27 protein-coding genes are annotated in these 22,495 nt (G+C 73.1%); 19 read left to right on the top strand and 8 right to left on the bottom strand.

Annotated features, from left to right (window positions below; all coding sequences use genetic code 11):
- Window positions 1-59: 59 nt before the first annotated feature.
- Genes H2038_RS01220 through H2038_RS01210 form a run of 3 tightly spaced genes read right to left on the bottom strand, consistent with a single transcriptional unit; the run spans window position 60 to window position 3,185 of the window.
- Window positions 60-857: an RNA methyltransferase gene (locus H2038_RS01220; RefSeq protein ID WP_292108631.1), complete on the bottom strand. Its 798-nt coding sequence runs from the start codon at window positions 855-857 to the stop codon at window positions 60-62.
- The gene (locus H2038_RS01215; protein WP_292108630.1) at window positions 854-1,744 is read right to left on the bottom strand and encodes a class I SAM-dependent methyltransferase; all 891 of its coding nucleotides are present in this window, start codon (window positions 1,742-1,744) and stop codon (window positions 854-856) included. The genes H2038_RS01220 and H2038_RS01215 overlap by 4 nt, the downstream gene beginning before the upstream one ends.
- Window positions 1,716-3,185 (bottom strand): glycosyltransferase family 2 protein, encoded by a 1,470-nt coding sequence (locus H2038_RS01210; protein WP_292108629.1) that lies wholly within the window; start codon window positions 3,183-3,185, stop codon window positions 1,716-1,718. Before H2038_RS01210 ends, H2038_RS01215 begins: the two co-directional genes overlap by 29 nt.
- A 114-nt stretch (window positions 3,186-3,299) precedes the next feature.
- Here H2038_RS01210 and H2038_RS01205 point away from each other — a divergent pair, with 114 nt between their 5' ends.
- The 4 genes from H2038_RS01205 to H2038_RS01190 are packed head-to-tail and all read left to right on the top strand — an operon-like array spanning window position 3,300 to window position 6,533.
- On the top strand, window positions 3,300-3,932 hold the full coding sequence (locus H2038_RS01205; RefSeq protein WP_292108628.1) for a TetR/AcrR family transcriptional regulator: 633 nt from the start codon (window positions 3,300-3,302) through the stop codon (window positions 3,930-3,932).
- Window positions 3,929-4,735, top strand: a complete 807-nt coding sequence (locus H2038_RS01200) for an ABC transporter substrate-binding protein (RefSeq protein WP_292108627.1) — start codon at window positions 3,929-3,931, stop codon at window positions 4,733-4,735. Before H2038_RS01205 ends, H2038_RS01200 begins: the two co-directional genes overlap by 4 nt.
- Window positions 4,732-5,727, top strand: coding sequence for an iron ABC transporter permease (locus H2038_RS01195; protein ID WP_292108626.1), 996 nt, complete (start codon window positions 4,732-4,734; stop codon window positions 5,725-5,727). Before H2038_RS01200 ends, H2038_RS01195 begins: the two co-directional genes overlap by 4 nt.
- Entirely contained in the window at window positions 5,724-6,533 is an 810-nt protein-coding gene (locus H2038_RS01190; protein ID WP_292108625.1) for an ABC transporter ATP-binding protein, read from the top strand. The genes H2038_RS01195 and H2038_RS01190 overlap by 4 nt, the downstream gene beginning before the upstream one ends.
- Here the strand turns inward: H2038_RS01190 and H2038_RS01185 are convergent.
- Entirely contained in the window at window positions 6,473-8,563 is a 2,091-nt protein-coding gene (locus tag H2038_RS01185; RefSeq protein WP_292108624.1) for a lytic transglycosylase domain-containing protein, read from the bottom strand. The genes H2038_RS01190 and H2038_RS01185 overlap by 61 nt on opposite strands.
- A 108-nt stretch (window positions 8,564-8,671) precedes the next feature.
- Between H2038_RS01185 and dapA the strand changes: the two genes are divergently transcribed.
- Entirely contained in the window at window positions 8,672-9,559 is an 888-nt protein-coding gene (dapA, locus tag H2038_RS01180) for a 4-hydroxy-tetrahydrodipicolinate synthase (protein ID WP_292108623.1), read from the top strand.
- A complete protein-coding gene (gene smpB, locus H2038_RS01175) occupies window positions 9,559-10,029 on the top strand; it encodes an SsrA-binding protein SmpB (RefSeq protein WP_292108622.1) in 471 nt (156 codons plus the stop codon). Before dapA ends, smpB begins: the two co-directional genes overlap by 1 nt.
- A 7-nt stretch (window positions 10,030-10,036) precedes the next feature.
- Here the strand turns inward: smpB and H2038_RS01170 are convergent, their stop codons facing one another.
- Entirely contained in the window at window positions 10,037-10,228 is a 192-nt protein-coding gene (locus tag H2038_RS01170; RefSeq protein WP_292108621.1) for a hypothetical protein, read from the bottom strand.
- A gap of 125 nt (window positions 10,229-10,353) precedes the next feature.
- Entirely contained in the window at window positions 10,354-10,995 is a 642-nt protein-coding gene (locus tag H2038_RS01165) for a uracil-DNA glycosylase (RefSeq protein WP_292108620.1), read from the bottom strand.
- Between the two features lie 70 nt (window positions 10,996-11,065).
- On the opposite strand from H2038_RS01165, the gene H2038_RS01160 reads away from it, so the two are divergent.
- The 3 genes from H2038_RS01160 to arsB are packed head-to-tail and all read left to right on the top strand — an operon-like array spanning window position 11,066 to window position 12,891.
- The gene (locus H2038_RS01160) at window positions 11,066-11,401 is read left to right on the top strand and encodes a helix-turn-helix transcriptional regulator (protein WP_292108619.1); all 336 of its coding nucleotides are present in this window, start codon (window positions 11,066-11,068) and stop codon (window positions 11,399-11,401) included.
- A 3-nt stretch (window positions 11,402-11,404) separates the two neighbouring features.
- A complete protein-coding gene (arsC, locus tag H2038_RS01155) occupies window positions 11,405-11,824 on the top strand; it encodes an arsenate reductase (glutaredoxin) (RefSeq protein WP_292108618.1) in 420 nt (139 codons plus the stop codon).
- Entirely contained in the window at window positions 11,821-12,891 is a 1,071-nt protein-coding gene (gene arsB, locus H2038_RS01150) for an ACR3 family arsenite efflux transporter (protein WP_292108617.1), read from the top strand. Before arsC ends, arsB begins: the two co-directional genes overlap by 4 nt.
- Before the next feature lie 2 nt (window positions 12,892-12,893).
- On the opposite strand, the gene H2038_RS01145 is transcribed toward arsB, so the two are convergent.
- The gene (locus tag H2038_RS01145; protein WP_292108616.1) at window positions 12,894-13,436 is read right to left on the bottom strand and encodes an NYN domain-containing protein; all 543 of its coding nucleotides are present in this window, start codon (window positions 13,434-13,436) and stop codon (window positions 12,894-12,896) included.
- Here H2038_RS01145 and folK point away from each other — a divergent pair.
- The 7 genes from folK to acpS all read left to right on the top strand — a co-directional run bounded on the left by folK (window position 13,435) and on the right by acpS (window position 19,436).
- Window positions 13,435-13,998 (top strand): 2-amino-4-hydroxy-6-hydroxymethyldihydropteridine diphosphokinase, encoded by a 564-nt coding sequence (gene folK / locus H2038_RS01140; RefSeq protein ID WP_292108615.1) that lies wholly within the window; start codon window positions 13,435-13,437, stop codon window positions 13,996-13,998. The two genes, H2038_RS01145 and folK, sit on opposite strands and share 2 nt — an antisense overlap.
- Before the next feature lie 90 nt (window positions 13,999-14,088).
- Complete coding sequence (gene rpoZ / locus H2038_RS01135; RefSeq protein WP_292108614.1) at window positions 14,089-14,448, top strand: DNA-directed RNA polymerase subunit omega; 360 nt, start codon at window positions 14,089-14,091, stop codon at window positions 14,446-14,448.
- Between the two features lie 134 nt (window positions 14,449-14,582).
- Window positions 14,583-16,739 (top strand): bifunctional (p)ppGpp synthetase/guanosine-3',5'-bis(diphosphate) 3'-pyrophosphohydrolase, encoded by a 2,157-nt coding sequence (locus tag H2038_RS01130; RefSeq protein WP_292108613.1) that lies wholly within the window; start codon window positions 14,583-14,585, stop codon window positions 16,737-16,739.
- A complete protein-coding gene (locus tag H2038_RS01125; RefSeq protein WP_292108612.1) occupies window positions 16,736-17,557 on the top strand; it encodes a TIGR00730 family Rossman fold protein in 822 nt (273 codons plus the stop codon). Before H2038_RS01130 ends, H2038_RS01125 begins: the two co-directional genes overlap by 4 nt.
- 21 nt (window positions 17,558-17,578) lie before the next feature.
- A complete protein-coding gene (gene pyrE, locus H2038_RS01120; protein WP_292108747.1) occupies window positions 17,579-18,163 on the top strand; it encodes an orotate phosphoribosyltransferase in 585 nt (194 codons plus the stop codon).
- 125 nt (window positions 18,164-18,288) lie between these two features.
- On the top strand, window positions 18,289-19,038 hold the full coding sequence (locus H2038_RS01115; protein WP_292108611.1) for a pyridoxine 5'-phosphate synthase: 750 nt from the start codon (window positions 18,289-18,291) through the stop codon (window positions 19,036-19,038).
- On the top strand, window positions 19,035-19,436 hold the full coding sequence (gene acpS, locus H2038_RS01110) for a holo-ACP synthase (protein ID WP_292108610.1): 402 nt from the start codon (window positions 19,035-19,037) through the stop codon (window positions 19,434-19,436). The genes H2038_RS01115 and acpS overlap by 4 nt, the downstream gene beginning before the upstream one ends.
- Here the strand turns inward: acpS and H2038_RS01105 are convergent, their stop codons facing one another.
- Window positions 19,437-19,934: a hypothetical protein gene (locus H2038_RS01105; protein ID WP_292108609.1), complete on the bottom strand. Its 498-nt coding sequence runs from the start codon at window positions 19,932-19,934 to the stop codon at window positions 19,437-19,439.
- A 60-nt stretch (window positions 19,935-19,994) separates the two neighbouring features.
- Here H2038_RS01105 and lepB point away from each other — a divergent pair, with 60 nt between their 5' ends.
- The 3 genes from lepB to era are packed head-to-tail and all read left to right on the top strand — an operon-like array spanning window position 19,995 to window position 22,494.
- The gene (lepB, locus tag H2038_RS01100) at window positions 19,995-20,822 is read left to right on the top strand and encodes a signal peptidase I (RefSeq protein ID WP_292108608.1); all 828 of its coding nucleotides are present in this window, start codon (window positions 19,995-19,997) and stop codon (window positions 20,820-20,822) included.
- Window positions 20,822-21,538 carry a ribonuclease III gene (gene rnc, locus H2038_RS01095; RefSeq protein WP_292108607.1) on the top strand — a complete coding sequence of 239 codons (717 nt, stop codon included), beginning with the start codon at window positions 20,822-20,824 and terminating at the stop codon, window positions 21,536-21,538. Before lepB ends, rnc begins: the two co-directional genes overlap by 1 nt.
- Window positions 21,535-22,494, top strand: coding sequence for a GTPase Era (gene era, locus H2038_RS01090; RefSeq protein ID WP_292108606.1), 960 nt, complete (start codon window positions 21,535-21,537; stop codon window positions 22,492-22,494). Before rnc ends, era begins: the two co-directional genes overlap by 4 nt.
- The last annotated feature ends 1 nt before the right edge of the window (window position 22,495 follow it).

Here is a 22,495-nt window from a genome sequence, read left to right as displayed (position 1 = left end):
AAGGCCACGCTCGCGCCGCCGCCTGCGCGGGGCAAGTGAATCCCGTGATGCTCCGCGGCTCACGCCGCGTCGGTCACCGCATAGACCATGATCCCGGTGGCGATGGCGAGGTTCAGGCTGTCGGCCCGGCCGCGCATGGGGATCTTGACGTTGACGTCGCAGGCCGCCGCCAGTTCGTCGCTGAGCCCGGCCTGCTCATTGCCCATGACCACCAGCGCCGGCCGCCGCAGCGGCGCGTCGCGGTAGCCGTGGGTCGCGTCCAGCCGGGTCCCGATCACGCTGCCCGGCCAGGCCTGTCGCCAGGCCAGGAAGGCCGCCGGCGTGGTCCGGACGATCGCCACCGCGAACACCGAGCCCATCGTCGCCCGCACCGCCTCGACGGAATAGGGGTCGACGCAGTCGCCGATCAGGATCACCCCGCCGCAGCCGGCCGCGTCGGCCGTGCGGATGATGGTGCCGAGGTTGCCCGGGTCGCGCACCTGCTCCAGCGCCACCCAGCAGGGCGCGGCGTGCGGGCTGACGGCCTCCAGCGGCGCATAGACCTGCTCGAACACGCCCAGCACCGTCTGCGGATTGTCGCGCCGGCTGATCTTCTCGAGGATGGCGTGGGTCACCGTCACCACCTCGCCCCCGGCCGCCCGCGTTTCCGCCTTCGCCCGCTCCAGCAGCGGATGCGGCCGAGCGTCCTCGCCGACCAGCAGCAGTCGCGGGGCGCGGCCCTGGTCCAGCGCCTCGCCGATGAACTTCAGCCCCTCGGCGAGAAACCGCCCGGTCGCCTCGCGCTCCTTGCGCATGTGCAGGGCGCGCACGGCCTTGACCGTGTCGTTGGTCAGGGAGGTGATCAGCCGGTCGCTCACGCCGACCACCGCGCGAAGAAGCTCAGCCCGATCGCCCGCGCCTGCGGACCGTCCTCGGCCAGGGCCAGCTCGCCCCAGTCGATGGTTCCGCCCCGGCCGGCGGTCGCCTCGGCCATCAGATGAGCCAGCGACAGGCCGGAGATGCGCGCCGCATAGGCGTTGAGCAGCAGGAAGGAGGCGTCGTCGGCCAGCAGGGCGGCGCAGTCCTTCAGCAGCCCCGGCAGGTCCTCGAACAGCCGCCACACCTCGCCGGTCGGGCCGCGCCCGTACTTGGGCGGGTCGAGAACGATCCCGTGGTACTTCGATCCCCGCCGCACCTCGCGCGCCACATACTTGCGGGCGTCCTCGACAATCCAGCGCACCGGCCGGTCCGCAAGGCCCGAGAGGTCGGCGTTCTCCCGCGCATAGCCGACCGATTTCTTGGACGCGTCCACGTGGGTCACCTCCGCCCCGGCCGCGGCGCAGGCGAGGCTGGCCACGCCGGTGTAGCCGAACAGGTTCAGGACGCGCGGCCGCTGCAGGCTCCTCACCCGCGCGTCCAGCCACTCCCAGTTGGCCGCCTGCTCGGGGAAGAAGGCCAGGTGGCGGAACGGGGTGAAGCGGCCGGTGAAGCGCACCTCCCGCCACGCCAGCGGGAAGGTGTCCAGCGGCCGGCCGGCGAAACGCCAGCGGCCGGCCTCGTCCTCGTCGGTCGGATCGAACACGGCGTCGGCCCGGTCGAAGGCGCCCGGATCGCGCGGGGCCCAGAAGCACTGCGGCTCCGGCCGCACCACGGTGAAGCGGCCGTAACGCTCCAGCTTGCGGCCGTGGCCGCTGTCCAGCAGGGCGTAGTCCGCCCAGCCGCGGGTGACGAGGGTCTCAGGCGACGGGTTCAGGCGCGGCGACATGGGCCGCTGATAGGCGGTCGCGCCCCGCCTCGTCCAGCATGGCGTCGCCTGCGAGGGCGGGCGAGGCCTCGGCGGGCGCATCCGCCCGGTGCCGCGTCTTGTCCCAGGCGAAAGGCTCGCGGACCAGCCGCCAGGCGGCGTGGGCGAAGGCGAGGCTGAGCAGGCTCCAGTAGGCCGGGGCGGCGAGCATGTCGCGCAGGCCGTAGGGCACGCCCGCCCGTCGCGCCCCGATGGCGCAGGCCAGCCAGGCGGCGGCGGCCCCCAGCACCAGCACGGCCAGCGACAGCCAGGGAGTGGCGGGCGACAGGCCGGCGGTCGCCGCCACCAGCACGGCGGCGGCGATCCACGCCACCGACGGCCCGTGCAGGGCGGCCGAGGCGAGGCCGGCGCCCACCGTGAGGGTCAGCGCCGCCAGCCCGCGCAGGCCCAGCCGCCACGGGCGGCGGGTGTGCACGCCCCAAGTCTGCATATAGCCCTTCTGCCAGCGCACCCGCTGCGGCAGCCAGTGCTCCAGCCCGCCCGGCGGCGGCTCGCGGGTGGGGCGGTCGATCACTCCCAGCCGCCAGCCGCGCGCCCAGAGGCGGAAGCCGAGGTCGGCGTCCTCGGTGACGTTCCAGGCGTCCCAGCCGCCGACCGCCCGCAGGGCCGCGGTGCGGAAGTGGTTGCTGGTGCCCCCGAGCGGAAAGGGCAGGCCAAGCCGGGCGAGGCCAGGCAGGGCGGTCTCGAACAGGGCCGCGTATTCGGCCGCGAACTGGCGATCGAAGAAGGGATCGGCGCCCTCCCGGCCGAGCCGCCGGATGCGCAGCGGCGCCTGCAGACAGCCGAGACGGCCGTCCCCGTCGGCCGCGAAGCGCGCCGCCGCCGCCCGCAGTTGCTGCGGGTCGGGCTCGTCCTCGGCGTCATAGATGGTGAGCAGCTCGCCCGTGGCCCGGGCGAGCGCGTGGTTGAGGGCCCGCGGCTTGGTCTGCGGCGCCCCGGGCGGGATGACGAACAGCTCCAGCCACGGCGGCCGGGGCGTGGCCAGAGCCGCGCGCAGGGTGTCGTGGTCGTGCGCCTCGAGCAGCAGCAGGCCCTGCAGCCGGTCGGCCGGATAGTCCAGCCGCGCCAGCCGCGCGATCAGCTGCGGAACCACCTCGGCCTCGTCGTAGACCGCCGCCAGCACCGTGTACGACGGCCAGTCGCGGGGCGCGGAATGGGGCTGCGGCGGCCGGGCGCTGAGCAGCACCAGCGCCACGCGCCAGACCGCCATCAGCAGAAAGCCTGCAGCGACGACGAGGACCAGCACGGCCGTGGCTCGCTGCGGCTCCAGCCGGAAGGCGACGGCGCCGCCGGCCAGGACTCCGATGAGCGCCAGCCACTGGAAGGACGACAGGCCCCGGCGGCCGGCGCTCTCCTCGAGCGGCGGCCCCCAGCGCGCCTCTCCGGGCGGCTCGCCCGTCACGTGGTTTCAGCCCTGCCCACCCGCAATGGTTAACGCGAGGCCCCGGGCCGGGCAACCGGTTGGCGGGAGGGCCGGAAAGCCGCTATTCAGGCGCCACGTCCTCCGGAGTCGTCCTTGCCCGCCGAAGCCCCCGCCAGCGCCCGGTCCCGCCGCAAGCCGAAGGGCGAGGGGCATGAGCGGCGCGCGGAGATCCTCGCCGCCGCCGAACGGATCTTCGTCGAGCACGGCTACGAGGGCGCGACCATCCGCAAGATCGCCGACGAGGTCGGCCTGTCCTCGACGGCTCTGTACATGCACTTCGCCGACAAGGGCGAGATCCTGCAGGAGATCTGCCGCCAGGCGTTCGAGACGCTGCAGCAGGCCAATGACCGGGCGGTGGCCCAGTCCGGCCCGCCCGAGGCGCGCATGCGCCGGATGATGCAGGCCTATGTCGCCTTCGGTTTCGCCAATCCCGACGCCTACCGGCTCGTCTACATGACCCGCCCCGCCGAGCTGCGCGAAGGCGCCCAGAGCGCCGCGCGGGAGCTGGGGGTCGGCCTGTTCCGCGCCTTCGAGCAGGTGGTCGAGGAGCTCGAGGCGGCGGGGCGGCTGCGGGTCGACGCTCGCACCGCCGCCCAGGCGCTCTGGGCCGGCGGCCACGGGGTGGTGTCGCTGATGATCAGCAAGCCCTATTTCGAATGGGTCGACCGCGACACCCTCGCCGCGACCATGATCGAGGGCCTGCTCGCCGGTCTGCTGCGCCCGTGAAGCCGCTGCGCAGCCTGCTCCCGGCCGTCGCCGCGGCCGGCCTGCTCGCCGGGGGCGCCGAGGCGCGGCCGCTGCGCGCCATGGGGCTCGACCAGTGCGCCGACCAGTACCTGCTGGCGCTCCGCCCCGACGCCGACCTGGCTCTCTCGCCGCGCGCCGACGATGCGGACGCCCGGCTGCGGCGCGCCACCGAGGGGCGCCGGCGGGTGCGCCCGACGCTGGAGGCTGCGGTCGCCTTCCATCCGGACGTCGTGGTGCGCTACTGGGGCGGCGAGCCGCGCCTGCTCCGCCGGCTGGAGGCCGAGGGCGTGCGGGTGGCCACCATCGGCGACGCGGCGGACTTCGCCGGCGTCCGGCGCAACATCCGCAGCGTCGCCGCGGCGCTCGAGGTTCCTGCACGGGGCGAACGGCTGATCGCCCGCATGGACGCGCGGCTGGCGGAGGCCGCCCCGGCCCGCGCCGCCGACAGGCCTTCCGCCCTCTACCTCACGGCGGGCGGCTTCACCGCCGGCAAGGGCACGCTGGTGGACGCCGTCCTCGCCGCCGCCGGCCTCGCCAACGCCGCGGTCCGCCCCTTCTTCCAGCCCGTGTCCGTCGAGCGCATCGCCCTCGCGCCGCCGGCGCGCTTCGTGCTCGGCTTCTTCGACCAGGCCCGGGCCGACCGGCGCGGCCCCGGCCGCCATCCGGTCGTGCGTCGCGCCGCCGCCGGCCGGGTCGTCGCCGACCTGCCGGCCGCCGTCCTGACCTGTCCGGCCTGGTTCGCCGCCGACGCCGCCGTCCTGCTCGCCGAAGGCCGCCGGTGAGCCCGCCGTCCGGACGCCGCCTGGCCCTGTGGCTGGCGCTCGCTCTCGCCCTCGCCGGCGTCGCGGCCGTCCTCGTCGGCGAGAGCGCCCTGACGGCGGAGCAGTATGCCGACGCCCTCCGGCGTCCGGACTCCGGCCCCGGCGTGGTGCTCTGGCAGGTGCGCGCGCCCCGTGCGGTCGTGGCGGGCCTGGTCGGGGCCGCGCTCGGCCTGTCCGGCGCGGTCATGCAGGGCCTGCTGCGCAATCCCCTGGCCGACCCGGGCGTGCTGGGCGTTTCGGCCCTGGCCGCCTTCGCCGCCGCCGTCGCCGTCGTGCTCGGGCTCGCGGCCGTCCCCGGCGTGGTCGAAGTCGCCGCCCTGGCGGGCGCGGCGGCGGCCGGCGGCCTGCTGGTGCTGTTCTCGGCCCGGGTGCGCTCGCCGGAGGCGCTGATCCTGTTCGGCGTCGCCCTGTCCAGCTTCGCCGGCGCCGCCACCGCCCTGATCTTCAACCTGTCGCCGTCGCCGATCGCCAGCGCCGAGGTGATGGGCTGGCTGCTCGGTTCGGTCCAGAACCGCAGCTGGATCGACGCCGGCTGGATCCTGCCCGCCGTGCTGGCCGCCGCCGCCCTCGCCGCCGCCGCGGCGCCCGGCCTGCGCATGCTCAGCCTGGGCGAGGAGACGGCCCGCGCCTCCGGCCTGCCCATGGGCCGGCTGCGGGTGCTGGCCCTGCTGGCCGCCGCCCTCGCCACCGGGGCGGCGGTGGCGGTGGCGGGGGTGATCGGCTTCGTCGGTCTGGCGGCGCCCCACCTCGTCCGCGCCGCGGTCCGGGGCGACCCGGGCCGGCTGCTGGCGCCCTCGGCCCTGGCCGGAGCCCTGATGCTGGTCGTCGCCGACGTGCTGGCCCGGATCACCCCCACCGACCAGGAGCTGAAGCTCGGCGTCTTCACCGCGCTCGTCGGCGCGCCCCTGTTCGCCCTGATCGCCTGGCGGGCGGCGCGGGAGTGGCGGCTGTGACCCCCGCCCTGACGCTGCAGGGCGCCACGGCGCGGCTGGGCGGCCGCACTGCGCTGGACGGCGTCGACCTCGCGGTCGGGGCAGGGGAGCTGGTCGCCCTGGTCGGCCCCAACGGCGCGGGCAAGTCCAGCGTGCTGCGGGTGCTGGCGGGCCTGCTGCCGCTGACCGCCGGCGTCGCCCGCCTCGGCGATGCGGCGGTCGGCGCCCTGTCGCCGCGCCAGCGCGCCGCCCGCGCCGCCTGGCTGCCGCAGGAACGGCGCATCGCGTGGAATCTCCCGGCGGTCGAGGTCGCGGCGCTTGGCGCCCCCTTCCTCGCCGGGCCTCAGGCGCTGGCCGCCGCACGCCGGGCCCTGGCCGAGGTCGAGGCGGACCATCTCGCCGACCGCGGGGTCGCCGAGATGTCCGGCGGCGAGCGGGCCCGCGTCCTGCTGGCCCGGGCCTTCGCCGCCGACGCCGCCGCCCTGTTGGCCGACGAGCCGGTCGCCGGCCTCGATCCCGACGCCCAGTTGCTGGTGCTGGAGCGGCTGCGGGCGCGGGCGAGCGCGGGGCAGGCGGTGCTGGTCAGCCTCCACGACCTGACCCTGGCCGCCCGATGCGCCGACCGGGTGGTGGTGCTGGATCGCGGCCAAGTCGCCGCCGACGGTCCGCCGCTGCGGGCCTTGGCGCCGCCGGTGCTGGCGCGGGTGTTCGGCCTGTCCGGCCGCTGGATCGGGACCGCCGACGGGCCGCTGCTGTCAGGGACCCGCTATTCGGAAGGCTCGGGCGCGGGGGCGGTCAGCTCCGGCTCGCCGGCGGAGACGGGGTAGGGCCGGGGCCCCTCGGCCGCGCCGCGCCGCAGGTCCTGCGACAGGGTCAGGGGCGCAGAGCCGCCGTTCAGCCGCGCCCTGTAGACCCCCATGTTCTCCATCACCCGCATCATGTAGTTGCGCGTCTCGGTGAAGGGCGCGCACTCGATGAAGTCCACCGGATCCACCTGCGCGCCGCGCGGGTCGCCGCAGCGCGCGATCCACTGGGGCGGCCGCGCCGGGCCCGCGTTGTAGCCGACCGTGGTCAGCAGCATCGACCCGCCGAAGCGGCTCATCAACTCGCCGAGGTGATAGCTGCCCAGCGTCATGTTGTAGTCCGGCTCCCACAGGCGCTCGGCCGAGTAGGGCAGGCCCAGCCGGCGGGCGACCCCGGAGGCGGTGGAGGGCAGGAACTGCATCATGCCCCGGGCGTCGGCCCCGGAGCGCGCCCGCGGATCGAAGCTCGACTCCTGCCGGGTGATCGCCAGGGTGAACTCCAGCGGCGCCGCACCCGCCACCGGCGGCGGGACGCGGATCGGATACTGCCGCTCGGGCATCAGATAGCCGCGCTGGCTGGCCGCCCGGCCGACCATCATGGCCGTGAATTCCTCGCCGTAGCCGCGCGCGGCGTCCATCAGCAGGGCCAGCTGGGCCGGACCCGGCAGGTCGTCGTCCAGCTGATAGGCGAACACCCGGAACAGGGCCGGTTCGCCAGTCTCGCCAAGAATGCGCAGCGCCCGCACCCTTTCGTCGGCCTCGAAGGCGGACCGGTCGGCCGCCGACGGAACCGGATCCCCGGGCAGGGTGAGGGTCGTCAGCCCCGCCTTCTCCGCCGCCAGCTGGCCGTAGAAGGTCTGGATGTGCTGGGCGCCGGCCCGGTAGAACTCCACCGCCGCGGGGGTGTTGCCCTGGGCCTCCGCCGCGCGCCCCAGCCAGTACAGGGCCCGGCCCTGGGTGATCGGGGTCGAGGAGGCCTGCCGCAGGGCCTCGAAATGCCGCGCCGCCCGGGCCGGGTCGTTCAGCTTGGTCAGGGCCGCCCAGCCGGCGAAGAACTCGGCGTCGACCATCCGCTCGCCCGAGACGAAGCCGTGTCCGGCCATGGCGTCGTAGGCCGCCTGCCAGTTGCGCCGCTCCAGCGCGTCGAGGAAGTAGTTGCGCCGCTCCGACCACAGGGTGTTCTGCGCGTCGCTGGAGGCCGTGCCCGCCGGGGGCAGGGCGGACAGCAGGGCGAAGCCCTCCGACTGCCGGTTCTGCGCCCGCAGGATCCGCGCCCGTTCCAGCGCCACCGCCGGATCGCGCGCCTGCGCCGGCGTCAGCCCGGCGACGATGGCGTCGGGGCTGTAGGCGGTGCGCAGCGCCATGGCCGCCTCGGCCACCGCCCGCCGCTCCGCCGAGACCAGCGTGGTCATCGCCCGCGTCGCCGGGCCGTGCGGTCCCGCCAGCAGCAGACCCAGCCGGGCCTCGTGGTCGGCGGCGGTGAGGGCGCCGCCCCAGCGCGCCAGGATCCGGTTCTGGCTCGCCTCGTCGAAGGACCGGGTCGTCCACCACTCCCGGACCAGCCGCCGCGCCTCGTCGCCGCGGCCGCGCTGCTCCAGCGCGTCGGCCAGGGCGATGACGCCCTCGATGGTGGTCGGGCCCGAGCGGGCGAACAGGGCCAGGGCCGCGTCCGGCCCGGCGTAGTCCCGCTCCAGCGCCTTCTCGATCGCCTCGCGGCGGCTCGACCCGCGCGGCCAGCCCGCGAAGCGGCTCTCGACGTCGGCCAGCTCGGCCCACGACATCCGGTCCGCTGAGGTGTCCAGCAGGGCCCATTCGACCAGCTTGCGCGCGGCCGGGTCGCCGATGCGGGCCATCACCGCGCGGGTTCCGGGGATGTCGCGCGCCCGCGCCAGGGCCAGCCCCTCGCGGAACAGGGCCGCGTCCTGTTCGCCCAGAACCCGCGGCTCGTCGCCGACCGGGCCGCCGACAGAGCTGTAGGGGACCTGGGGCGGCATCAGGCTTTCCGGCGCGGGGGCGAGGAGGGCCAGCGCGGCCGCGAAGCTGATTCCGATCATCCCGTGTCCGATCCCCATTCGTTGCGGTTGCGGTCGCTCGACCGGCCACCTACCCTTCGCGCCTACCCGGCGACCGCCGCCCGATTTCCACGCAGGATCATCGTTCCCATGACCGCCCCCTTGTTCAAGGGCGTGATCACCGCCCTGATCACACCACTTCGTGACGGAAAGGTGGACGAGGCCGCCTTCCGGGCGCTGGTCGAACGCCAGATCGCCGCCGGGGTTCACGGCCTCGTGCCGATGGGCACCACGGGCGAGAGCGCCACCCTGCACCCCGACGAGCACCGTCGGGTGGTCGAGCTGTGCGTCGAGGTGGCCGCCGGGCGGGTCCGCGTCATCGCCGGCGCGGGCGCCTCGGCGACCGACAAGGCCATCGACCTGGTCCGCCACGCCAAGACCGTCGGGGCCGACGGAGCCCTGGTGGTGACGCCCTACTACAACCGGCCCTCGCAGGCCGGGCTGGAGGCGCATTTCCGCGCCGTCGCCGACGCCGTCCAGCTGCCCGTCCTGCTGTACAACGTGCCGGGCCGCACCGGCGTCGACCTCGCCAATGAGACCGTCGCCGCCCTGGCCGCCCATCCCAACATCGTCGGGATCAAGGACGCCACCGGCGACCTGTCGCGGGTCAGCTGGATGCGCGCCCACATCCAGAGCCAGCAGTTCGACCTGATCTCCGGCGACGATCCCAGCTATCTCGGCTACCACGCCCAGGGGGGCGTCGGGGTGATCTCGGTGACCTCCAACGTCGCCCCCGAGGCCATGGTCGCCCTGCACGAGGCGGCCGCCGCGGGCGACTACGCCGCGGCCCGCGACTGGCAGGACCGCCTGATCGGCCTGCACAAGGGCCTGTTCCTCGACAGCTCGCCGTCGCCGGCCAAGTACGCCCTGTCGCGGCTGGGTCTGTGCACCGAGGAGGTGCGGCTGCCGCTGGTCCCGACGGCGGACGCGGTCAAGCCGGCCATCGACCGGGCCATGGCCGCGGCGGGCCTGGGCTGATGGCGTCGGAAAAGCCGAAGACGAAGGTGATCGCCGAGAACCGGCGCGCGCGCTTCGACTACTTCCTCGAGGACTTCACCGAGGCCGGCATCCAGCTGCTCGGCACCGAGATCAAGGCGCTGCGCGACGGCCGCGCCAATATCGCCGAGTCCTATGTCGCGCCCGAGGGCCGCGAGCTGGTGCTGATCAACTCCGACATCCCGCCCTACAAGCAGGCCAACCGCTTCAACCATGAGCCGCGTCGCCACCGGAAGCTGCTGCTGCACCGCCGCCAGATCGACCGCATGATCGGCGCCGTCCAGCGCGAGGGGCGGACCATCATCCCGGTGCGCCTCTATCTGAACGAGGCGGGAAAGGCGAAGCTCGAGATCGCCCTCGCCAAGGGCAAGAAGGTGCACGACAAGCGCGAGGCGACCGCCGAGCGCGACTGGCAGCGGGACAAGGCCCGCCTGCTCAAGGAGCGCGGCTGACCGCGCTTCAGCCCTGCAGCGGCTGCGCCTGCAGCACGCCGGGCGGCGGCGCCGACACATCGCCGTTCAGTCCGCCGACCGACGGCCGGCTGTACTGCTGAACCAGAACCCCGCTCGCCGCGATCAGCGCGGCGCCGACCAGCGCCCAGAGCGCGGCCTTTCGCTCGCGTGAGGTGAACACCCCTTCGCCCCTGTGCATGACAGCCCTCCAAAGCTGTCCGGTCAACGCATCCTCCCGGACGCCGTTCCTGCCGCGGACGGCGCATCGGACGCTGCGTGATTCGCGTGACGCGGGCGCAACACCCGGTCCGGCCGACCGCCTTGTCAGGCCTCGATCAGCGCGCGGGCCCGCCGGAACACCGCCTCGAACATCTCCGCCGTGAGCCGGCCGGTGTTCGTGTTCAGCCGCGAGCAGTGATAGCTGTTCAGCAGCACATAGCCGCCGGCCTCGCCCTCCGAGCCGTGGCCCGCCGCCATGGCCGAGGCCGGTCGGCCCAGCGCCTTCAGCACGTTGCGCCGCGACACGTCGCCGAGGGTGACGATCACCTTCAGCCGGGGCAGGGCCGCCAGCCGGGCCTGCAGGAACGGGCGGCAGGTCGCCTCCTCGACCGGCAGGGGCTTGTTGCCCGGCGGGGCGCAGCGCACGGCGTTGGTGATCATGCAGTCGACCAGCTCCAGGGCGTCCTTCCCGTCGGGATCGTAGCCGCCGCGCGCGAAGCCGGTCCGGTGCAGGGTCTCGTAGAGCAGCCAGCCGGCGTGGTCGCCGGTGAACGGCCGGCCTGTCCGGTTGGCCCCGGTCCGGCCCGGCGCCAGTCCCGCCACCAGCAGGCGCGCCTGCGGATCGCCGAACGAGGGCGCGGCGCCGTTCCACCAGTCCGGGTTCCGGCGGGCGTTCTCGTGCCGGTAGTCGACCAGCCGCGGACACAGGGGGCAGTCGCGCGGGGCTTCGGGCGGAAAGGGCGTCATCTCCCGGCCCGCTAGCGTGATTCCGGCCCGGGGCGCTTGCCCGGCGGCACATTTCCATTATCGTGGAAGGATGGAATCGGACGACGCCATCGCCGCCTTCGCGGCCCTCGCCCAGCCCACCCGGCTGCAGGCTCTCCGCCTGCTGGTCCAGGCCGCGCCGGAGGGCCTGGCGGCAGGGGCGCTCGCCGATCTGCTGGCGGTGCCCGCCAACACCCTCTCGGCCCATCTCGGCGTTCTGAGCCGCGCCGGACTGATCTCCTCGGAGCGCCACGGGCGCTCCATCGTCTACCGGGCCGGGCTCGACCGCCTGGGCGAACTGGTGGGCTTCCTGCTGAACGACTGCTGTCAGGGCCGCGCCGCGCTGTGCGGTCCCCTGACCTCCGCCCTGGCCGCCGCCCGGAGCTGACCGATGGACATCGTCATCTATCACAACCCCGCCTGCGGGACGTCGCGCAACGTCCTCGCCCTGATCCGCCACGCCGGGATCGAGCCCCACGTGATCGAGTACCTGAAGACCCCGCCGTCGCGGCCGATGCTCGCGGCGCTGGTCGAGCGGATGGGGACGGGGGTGCGTCCGCTGCTGCGCGAGAAGGGCACGCCGTACGCGGAGCTGGGGCTGGCTGATCCGGGCCTGACCGAGGACCAGCTGCTCGACGCCATCGTCGCCCATCCGGTGCTGATGAACCGCCCGGTTGTCGTCTCGCCGCTGGGGGTTCGCCTCTGCCGCCCGTCCGAGGCGGTGCTGGACCTCTTGCCGGAGCCGCTCGCCACGCCCTTCGTCAAGGAGGACGGGGAGGTCGTCTCGCCCGGCCCGGGGGCCGGCCGGTGAGCGCCGCCGCGCCGCGGCGCCTGTCCTTCCTCGATCGCTGGCTGACGCTGTGGATCTTCGCCGCCATGGCGCTGGGCGTGGCGCTCGGGGCCCTGTTCCCCGGCCTGCCGGAAGGCCTGGACCGGCTGTCGGTGGGCTCCACCAATGTGCCGATCGCCATCGGCCTGATCCTGATGATGTATCCGCCGCTGGCCCGGGTGCGTTACGAGGAGCTGCCGCGGGTGTTCGCCGACCGGCGGGTGCTGGCGCTCTCGCTGTTCCAGAACTGGGTGCTCGGCCCGGTGCTGATGTTCGCCCTGGCGATCATCTTCCTGCGCGACGAGCCGGCCTACATGACCGGGGTGATCCTGATCGGTCTGGCGCGCTGCATCGCCATGGTGCTGGTGTGGAACCAGCTGGCCCGCGGCGACGGCCAGTACGTGGCCGGGCTGGTCGCCTTCAACTCGCTCTTCCAGATCGCCTTCTTCAGCCTCTACGCCTGGCTGTTCCTCAGCGTGCTGCCGCCGCTGTTCGGCCTCGAGGGCAGCGTGGTGCAGGTGTCGTTCTGGACCATCGCCGGCGCGGTGCTGGTCTACCTCGGCCTGCCGTTCCTCGCCGGCTTCCTGACCCGCCGCATCCTGATCCCGCGGCTGGGCGAGGAGGGCTATCGCCGGCGCGTGCTGGACCGGATCGCGCCCCTGACCCTGATCGCCCTGCTGTTCACCATCGTCGCCATGTTCAGCCTGAAGGGCGGGGAGGTGCTGGCCCTGCCGTTCGACGCCCTGCGCATCGCCCTCCCGCTGGCCATCTACTTCCTCGTCATGTTCACGGTCAGCTTCCTGATGGGGCGGCTGATCGAGGTCGACTATCCGCGCACCACCGCCCTGGCCTTCACCGCCGCGTCGAACAACTTCGAACTGGCCATCGCCGTGGCCATCGCCGCCTTCGGCCTCGCCTCGCCGGTGGCCTTCGCGACCGTCATCGGGCCGCTGGTCGAGGTGCCGGTGCTGATCCTGCTCGTCTCGGCGGCCCTGTGGCTGGGCCGTCGCCTGTTTCCGGACACCCTGCCGGCGGCCGGCGACGTCTGAGCTCAGGCGCCGCCGGCGCGGGGGCGGCCGATCTCCGGCAGCAGGTCGTTCAGGTCCACGAAGGCGTCGGCCTGCCGGCGCAGCTCGTCGGCGATCTGGGGCGGCTGGCACTTCATCGTCGAGACGACCGTCACCCGCACCCCCTTCGCCTGCACCGCCTGGACCAGCCGCCGGAAGTCGCCGTCGCCCGAGAACAGCACCGCGTGGTCCAGCCGCGGGGCCAGCTCCAGCATGTCCACGGCGATCTCGATGTCCATGTTGCCCTTGGTCCGCGACCGGCCCTCGCTGTCGGTGAACCGCTTCACCGGCTTGGTCACGACCGAGAAGCCGTTGTAGTCCAGCCAGTCGACCAGCGGCTTCAGCGGCGAGAACTCCTCGCCCTCGACCACGGCGGTGTAGTAATACGCCCGCACCAGGACGCCGCTCTCGCGATACAGGTTGAGGAGCTTGCGGAAGTCGAGGTCGGCGTTCAGCGCGCGCGCCGCCGAGTAGAGGTTCGCGCCGTCGATGAAGAGGGCGACGCGTTCGCCGGGAACAGGCGTCATGAGCAGCGACTCCGCAAGATCCGATCCGGTCCCGCCCTCCGATGCGGACGGCGGTCTCGACCTGGAGGCCGCCGTCATCGTCGCCCTCGGCTGCAATGACAAGGGGCCGTGGGCCGATTGCCGGGAAGCGCTCGAGGCTGCGCTGGCGCGGTTCCGGGCCGAAGGGATCGACATCGTCGCCCGCTCCGCCTGGTGGCGCTCGGCGGCCTGGCCCGACCCCGACGATCCGCCCTTCCTGAACGGCGTCGTCCTGGTGCGCACCGAACACGAGCCCCACGCCCTCATGGCGGCGCTGGGGCGCATCGAGGAGGCCTTCGGCCGCGAGCGCGCGCGGGCCAATGCGCCGCGCACCCTCGACCTCGACCTCGTCGCCTGCGGACGGCTCGCGGGGGATCTCGACGGCCTGATCCTGCCCCACCCGCGCGCGGCCGAGCGCCTGTTCGTGATGGGACCGCTGGCGGAGATCGCTCCGGCGTGGCGGCATCCCGCCCTCGACCGGACGGCCGCCGATCTGGCGCGGAGCGCCCCGGTCGGGCGCGACGCGCATCCGCTCCCGAACTGAACCGCCGCCTCATTCCCGCCCATGCGGCGTTGCACAATCGCCGTCACATCTCTATTTTGACGGGTTCTCCCCCCGCGTCCGAGGATATTCATGGCCCGCGTCACTGTCGAAGACTGCATCGAGAAGGTGCCGAACCGTTTCGGTCTGGTTCTGCTGGCCGGTCACCGCGCGCGCAACATCGCCAACGGCGCGCCGCTGACGCTCGACCGCGACAACGACAAGAACCCGGTCGTGGCCCTGCGTGAACTGGCCGAGGACACCGTCGTCCCCGCCGAACTGCAGGAGAACATCATCACCACCCTGCAGCGCGTCGACGAGCGCACCGAGGCCGAGGACGAGGCCGAGACCGTCGCCCTGCTGGCCGAGCCGCAGCACATGAACATGGCCGAGGCCGAGCTGATCCGCGCGCTGCAGAGCGATCGCGACGGCGGGCAGGAGGAGCGGTACTGACGGCGGACCCCGCCAGCGGTATCACCATCCTGCCGGCGCGATCGCCCGCGCCGACCCCTGAAGCTGCCAATCTGAACGAGCCGGACGGCGCCGCGCCGCCGGCCTCGGCCGCGGACCATTCCGGCCGCAGCAAGGTGCTGCGCCAGTTCGAACTGGTCGAGGCGGTCCGGGCCTACGATCCCACCGCCGACGAGGGGCTGCTCAACCGCGCCTACGTCTATGCGATGAAGATGCACGGCTCGCAGCTGCGCGCCTCGGGCGATCCCTATTTCGCCCATCCGATCCAGGTCGCCGGCATCCTCACCGACTACCGGCTCGACACCGCCACCATCGTCACCGCCCTGCTGCACGACGTGGTCGAGGACACCTCGGCCACCCGCGACGACATCGCCGGCATGTTCGGGGAGGAGATCGCCGACCTCGTCGAGGGCGTCACCAAGCTGTCGCGGCTGGAGCTGCAGGCCGAGCACACGCGCCAGGCCGAGAACCTGCGCAAATTCATCCTCGCCATCTCGCGCGACGTGCGGGTGCTGCTGGTCAAGCTGGCGGACCGCCTGCACAACATGCGCACCCTGCGCTACGTGAAGCCGGAGAAGCGGGAACGCATCTCCCGCGAGACGCTCGAGGTCTACGCCCCGCTCGGCCGCTCGATCGGCATCCACTCGATCGCCTCCGAGCTCGAGGAGCTCGCCTTCGAGCACCTCAACCCGACCGCCCGCACCGCCATCGAGCGTCGGCTCGAGGCCCTCAAGCTCGAGCACGGCCGCGCCATCGAGGGCGTCTCGCGCGAGGTCGAGCGGGTGCTGCAGGAGGCGGGGGTCAAGGCCCGGGTGCTGGGCCGCGAGAAGACGCCGTACTCGATCTGGCGCAAGCTGCAGCGCAAGTCCGTCGGCTTCTCCTCCCTGTCCGACATCTACGGCTTCCGGGTCATCGTCGAGGCCGAGGACGACTGCTACCGCGCCCTCGGGGTCATCCACCGGGCCTGGCCGGTCGTGCCCGAGCGGTTCAAGGACTTCATCTCGACGCCCAAGTCGAACAACTACCGCTCGCTGCACACCACGGTCGTCGGGCCTTCGGGCCTGCGCATCGAGATGCAGATCCGCACCGAGGCGATGGACCGCGTCGCCGAGGACGGGGTCGCGGCCCACTGGGCGTACAAGAACCACGCCTACGGCTTCGACCGCGAGGCCATGGCCGCCCAGGGCGGCCGCGACCCGCTGCAGAACCTGCGCCACCTCGTCCAGGTGATCGAGCACGGCGAGGGCGGCGAGGACTGGGTCGAACACGCCAAGCTCGAGATGTACCTCGACCAGGTGTTCGTCTTCACCCCGAAGGGGGCGCTGATCACCCTGCCGCGCGGCGGGATGCCGCTGGACTTCGCCTACGCCGTGCACACCGAGGTGGGCGACTCGGCCGTGGGGGTGAAGATCAACGGCGAGCTCAAGCCGATGCGCACCCAACTGCAGAACGGCGACGTCGTCGAGATCATCCGCGGCGCCAAGCGCGAGATCCCCTCCGACTGGCGCTCCCTCACGGTCACCGGCCGCGCCCGCTCGGCCATCCGCCGCCACATCCGCAGCTCCGAGCGCGAGGAGTTCCAGAAGCTGGGCCGCGCCACCCTCGACCAGACCCTGGCCCGGGCCGGAAAGGCGCTGGCCGAGGTGTCGCTCAAGCCGGCGCTCGAGACTCTCGCCATCGCCTCGGAGGACGAGCTGTTCGAGGCCATCGGCCGCGGTCGCCTGTCCGCCAGCAAGGTCGGCGAGACCCTGTTCCCCAGCCTCAAGGGGCGGCTCAAGGCCGGCCCCGACCGCAAGCGCATCGGCGACGAGCAGGCGCGGCTCTTCGTCCGCGGCGGCGGCCTGACCCCCGGGGTCAGCATCCACTTCGGTCACTGCTGCTCGCCGGTCCCGGGCGACCGCATCGTCGGCATTCTCGAGCCGGACGTCGGCCTGACAGTGCACACCATCGACTGCCAGCGGCTGGCCGATTTCGCCGACGACGATTCGGTCTGGCAGGACCTGCAGTGGACGGCCCAGGCCGAGCGCGGGGCCGTCGCCGCCGCCCGCCTGCGCGCGACCATCAAGAACGCCCCCGGCGTGCTCGGCCAGGTCGCCACCATCATCGGCGAGGCCGGCGGCAACATCCTCAACCTGGTGATGAGCCACCGCCAGCAGGACTTCTTCGACGTGGACATCGACGTCGAGGTCGAGGACGCCCGTCACGCCACGACCATCATGGCCGCGCTCCGCGCCAACCCCTCCGTCGACACCGTCGAGCGGGCCCGCGGGTGAGCGAGGACGCCGTCCCGGACAACGCGGCCCAGCTGGCCTCGCCCTCCTACCGCCTGCCGGCGCTGGACCAGGACTTCCTGCTTGGCGACTCCATGCGCGGGGTCCGCTTCCTGATGGAGTACGCCAAGGCCGAGGAGGCCCTGCGCGCCTGGGGCGTCCGCTCCACCATCGTGGTGTTCGGCAGCGCCCGGGTGGTCGAGAACGGCGGCAACGGCCACGCCCGCTGGTATCAACAGGCCCGCGCCTTCGGCCGGCTGGCGTCCGAGCGGGGCGGGGCCCTGCACGCCGGCCCCGGGCAGCCGCGCGACAACGTCATCGCCACCGGCGGCGGCCCCGGCGTGATGGGCGCAGCCAATCGCGGGGCGCACGACGTCGGGGCCCCCTCCATCGGTTTCAACATCACCCTGCCGCACGAGCAGGAGCCGAATCCCTGGTCGACGCCGGAGCTGACGTTCCGCTTCCACTACTTCGCCATGCGCAAGATGCACCTCGCCATGCGCGCCAACGCCCTGGTGGTCTTCCCCGGCGGCTTCGGCACCTTCGACGAGCTGTTCGAGATCGTCACCCTGCGCCAGACCGGCAAGGTCCGCGACACGCCGATCGTCCTCGTCGACGAGGCGTACTGGCGCGCCGCGGTCGGCTTCGACACCCTCGTCGAGCACGGCATGATCGCCCCCGAGGACCTCGACCTGATCGGCTTCGCCGAGGACGCCGAGGGGATCTGGCGCGAGCTGCTGGCCCGCGGCCTCCGGCCCGGCGCCCGCAGCGCCGAGGATCCGCACCAGCCGGCGCTTCAAAGCGAGGGCGTGACGGGGTAGGGGAGGGGCATGAGCTCCCCCCTGACCTCCGAAGACGTCCTCGACGAATTCCGCGCCGCGGGCGCCCTGCGCGAAGGCCACTTCGTGCTTTCCTCGGGCCTGCACAGCCCGGTCTTCCTGCAGAAGAACCTCGTGTTCATGCACGCCGACCGCTGCGCCCGGCTGTGCAAGGCGCTGGCGGAGAAGATCGTCGCCGCCGTCGGGCCGGTGGACGTGGCCATCTCGCCGGCCGTGGGCGGCATCATCCCCGGGTACGAGACCGCCCGCTGGCTCGGCGTTCCGTCGATGTACGTCGAGCGCGAAGGCGGGGCCTTCCGGTTGCGGCGCGGCTTCCATGTCGAGCCGGGCCAGCGGGTGGTGATGGTCGAGGACATCGTCACCACCGGCCTCAGCTCCCGCGAGTGCATCGAGGCGATCCGCGCCGCCGGAGGCGAGGTCGTCGCCGCCGCCTGCATCGTCGACCGCTCCGGCGGGCGCGCCGACGTGGGCGTGCCGCTGGTCGCCCTCGCCACCCTCGATGTGCCCGCCTGGCCCGCTGACGCCCTGCCGCCCGAGCTGGCCGCCCTGCCGGTCGAGGACCCCGGCAGCCGCCGGCTGGCGAAATAGGGCGCGGCCGGGAGATGAAAGGTGCTAGTAAGCGAAGCAGTGGGCCGATGCGGCGCCTGGCGACACGCTCCTGCTCACCCCTTGCTCACTAGCACTCTTCACCCAGCCGTTGCGCCTGCGATCCGATGACCAGCCCCGTCCGCCTCGGCGTCAACATTGATCACGTCGCCACCGTCCGGAACGCCCGCGGCGGCAGCCATCCCGACCCCGTGCGCGCCGCCCGCGAGGCGCTGGCCGCCGGGGCCGACGGGATCACCGCCCACCTGCGCGAGGACCGGCGGCACATCACCGACTCCGACATCGCCGCCCTCAGCGACCTCTGCGCCGAGGCTGGCCGGCCGCTGAACCTCGAGATGGCCGTCACCGACGAGATGCTGGCCATCGCCCTGCGACATCGCCCCCACGCCGCCTGCCTCGTGCCGGAGCGGCGCGAGGAGGTGACGACCGAGGGCGGCCTCGCCGTCGCCGGCCACGAGGCGCGCGTCGCGCCGGTCGTCCGCGCCCTCTCGGAGGCGGGCGTCCGCGTCTCCCTGTTCATCGAGCCCTCGCCCGACCAGGTCGACGCCGCCGCCGCCGTCGGCGCCCAGGTGGTCGAGTTCCACACCGGCCGCTACTGTCACCTGTCCGGCGACGACCGGCTGGTCGAGTTCGAGCGCCTGCAGGCCGCCGCCACCCGCGCCGTCGGTCTCGGCATGGAGGTCCACGCCGGGCACGGGCTCGACTACACGACCGCCGCCGAGATGATGGCCATCCCCGAGCTGCGCGAGCTCAACATCGGCCACTTCCTGATCGGCGAGGCGGTGTTCGTCGGCCTGGCCGCCGCCATCCACCGGATGCGCGCAGCCATGGACGCCGCGGCGGCGGACCTTCCGTGATCCTCGGCGTCGGCGCGGATCTGACCGACATCCGCCGCATCCAGCGCTCGCTGGACCGCTTCGGCGACCGCTTCCGGCGCCGCTGCTTCACCGACCTCGAGCAGGCGCGGTCGGACCGCAAGCCCGACCCGGCGTGGAGCTACGCCAAGCGCTTCGCCGCCAAGGAGGCCTGCGCCAAGGCGCTGGGCACCGGCATGCGGTCGGACGTCTACTGGCGCGACATGGGGGTGGTGAACCTGCCCTCCGGCCAGCCGACCCTGGCCCTGACCGGCCACGCCGCCGACCACCTGGCCCGCCTGCTGCCGCCGGGCCACGCGCCGCGCATCCACCTGACCCTCAGCGACGAGCACCCGTACGCGCTCGCCTTCGTGGTGATCGAAGCCTTGCCGATGGCTTAATCACGTTATACCCGTTTCGCGGCTGAAGACCGCGCGCAGCGGCATGGGGGACAGGTCATCATGAGCGACGAGCACAAGCCGCACGACGAGCACGGCCACGATCCGGCGCATGATGCGCACGGGGCCGCCGCTGCGCCGCAGCCCGCCGACCACGGCCACGCCGCGACCGGGCACGAGGACCACGGCCACGCCGCCGCCGGCCACGACGACCACGGCCACGACGACCACGGTCACGACGACCACGGTCACGCCACGCCTCCCCACGACGATCACGGGCATCATGCCGCCCCCGGTCATGAAGAGCACGGTCACGCCGCGCCTGCCCACGACGACCATGCCCATGGCGCAGCTCACGACGCCCACGCGCCGACCCATGACGATCACGGCCACGCCGCGGCGTCCCATGACGATCATGGCCATGCGACGCCGTCCCACGACGACCACGGGGCGGCCCAGGACCATCACGGCCACGCCGTCGACCACGACCACCAGGGTCATGCCCCCGCCGCCGATCACGGGGCTGCGGCCGCGGCGGCGACGTCGACTGACCGCAAGCCGGTGTGGAGCGACTCCGGCGACGCGCCCTTCGAGAGCGTCGAGGCCACCCCGGTCTACGCCCGCGGCGGCAAGGGCCGGAAGAAGGCGAAGAAGGGCGGCGGCGGCAGCGAAAGCTGGGAAATCATCAAGACCATCGTCTTCGCCCTGCTGATCGCCCTGGTGCTGCGCGTGCTGCTGTTCCAGCCCTTCACCATTCCGTCGGCCTCGATGGAGCCCAACCTGTACGAGGGCGACTACATCGTCGTGTCCAAGTGGACCTACGGCTATTCGAAGCACTCGATCCCGTTCAGCCCGCCGGTGTTCGAGGGCCGTATTCTCGGCAGCCAGCCCGAGCGCGGGGACATCGTCGTCTTCAAGCTGCCGCGCGACAACCGGACCGACTACATCAAGCGCGTCGTCGGCCTGCCCGGCGACCGCATCCAGATGATCAACAACGTCCTGCACATCAACGGCGAGGCCGCGCGCAACGTGACCGTCACCGGCCAGGACGTCACCAACATGTACGGCGAGCTGATCGTCACCTCCGACGAGACCCTGCCGGGCGGCCGCACCTTCCGCATCCAGGACTTCGGCCCCGGCCGCGACCTCGACGACACTCCGGTGTTCGAGGTGCCCGCCGGCCACTACTTCATGATGGGCGACAACCGCGACAACTCGGTCGACAGCCGCGTCGACCAGTCGATGGGCGTGGGCCTGGTCCCGGCCGAGAACCTGATCGGCAAGGCCGAGGTCATCCTGTTCTCGTGGCAGCCGGGCGCCTCGCTGTGGAACCCGGTCAGCTGGTTCACCAAGGTCCGCCCGAGCCGGTTCTTCACCGTCCTCCACTGATGGCCGACCGCAGGGCCGAGGCCGTCTCCACCCTGGTTCGCGCCCTGGGCCACGAGTTTCGCGACCGCGACCTGCTGGAGCGGGCCCTGACCCATCCCAGCGTGGGGGAGGGCGCGGCCCGCGACGCTCGCGGCCGGCCCTTCCTCGACAACCAGCGGCTCGAGTTCCTCGGCGACCGGGTGCTCGGCCTGCTGGTCGCCGACCGCCTGCTGCGCGACTTTCCCGCGGCCGACGAGGGCGAGATGTCGGCCCGCCTGCACGCCCTCGTGGACAAGAGCGCCTGCGCCCGGGTCGCCGAGCGCCTCGGCGTCGGGCCCGCCATGCGGCTGTCGCCGGGCGAGGCGAAACAGGGCGGCCGGCGTCGCGAGAGCGTGCTGGGCGACGCCATGGAGGCGTTGCTGGCGGCGGTCTGGCTGGACGGCGGCACGGAGGCGGCGCGGGCCGTGTTCGACCGGGTCTGGGAGAAGGAGCTCACGGCCCCCGCGCGGCCCGCCCTGACCAATCCCAAGTCGGCCCTCCAGGAGTGGGCGCTGGGCCACGGCAAGGCGCTGCCGACCTACCGGATTGTCGAACGCACCGGCTCCGACCACGCCCCGACCTTCACTGTCGAGGTCAGCGTGGCCGGATATCCGCCCTTGACCGCGAAGGGGCGTTCGCGTCAGGACGCGGAGAAGGCGGCTGCGACCGCCCTTCTCCAGCGTGAAGGCGTGATTTGACCGAACCCCGGGCCGAGGCCCCCACCCAGCGAGCCGGCTTCGCCGCGATCATCGGCGCCCCCAATGCGGGCAAGTCGACGCTGGTCAACCGCCTGACGGGAACCAAGGTCTCGATCGTCACCCAGAAGGTTCAGACCACGCGCTTCCCCGTGCGCGGCATCGCCATCTATGGCGACGCCCAGATCGTGCTGGTCGACACCCCCGGCATCTTCAGCCCCCGCCGCCGTCTCGACCGGGCCATGGTCGCCTCGGCCTGGGGCGGGGCGGACGAGGCCGACGCCGTGGTCCACCTGGTCGACGCCGCCTCCCACATCGCCGCCCAGGGCAAGGACGGCTCGGCCGCCGACCGCCGCTCGGCCGAAGACACCGAGATGATCATCTCGGCCCTGAAGGAGTCGGGGAAGAAGGTGATCCTCGCCCTCAACAAGATCGACGGCATGCGTCGCGACACCCTGCTGGCCCTGTCGCAGGAGCTGTTCGAGACGGGCGTCTACAGTGAGGTGTTCATGATCTCGGCGCTCAGCGGCGACGGGGTGGACGACCTCGGCCGCCGCCTCGCCGAGGCCATGCCGGAGGGACCGTGGCTCTATCCCGAGGACCAGTCCGCCGACGTGCCGCTGCGGGTCCTCGCCGCCGAGATCACCCGCGAGAAGGTCTACCTCCGCGTCCACGAGGAGCTGCCCTATTCGGCCGCCGTCGAGACGACCGCCTTCGAGGAACGCCCGGACGGCTCGGCCCGGATCGAGCAGACCATCTACGTCGAGCGCGAGAGCCAGCGGCCGATCGTGCTGGGCAAGGGCGGCCAGACCCTCAAATGGATCGGGCAGAAGTCGCGCGAGGAGCTGACCGAGCTGTTCGACCGTCCCGTCCACCTGTTCCTGACCGTCAAGGTCGATCCGAAATGGCAGGATTCGCGGGCGCTCTACGCCCAGTTCGGTCTCGAGTACGACGTCTGAT

Source organism: Brevundimonas sp. (assembly GCF_013912005.1).
Lineage (GTDB): Bacteria > Pseudomonadota > Alphaproteobacteria > Caulobacterales > Caulobacteraceae > Brevundimonas.
This window is presented reverse-complemented; position numbering and strand designations above follow the sequence as displayed.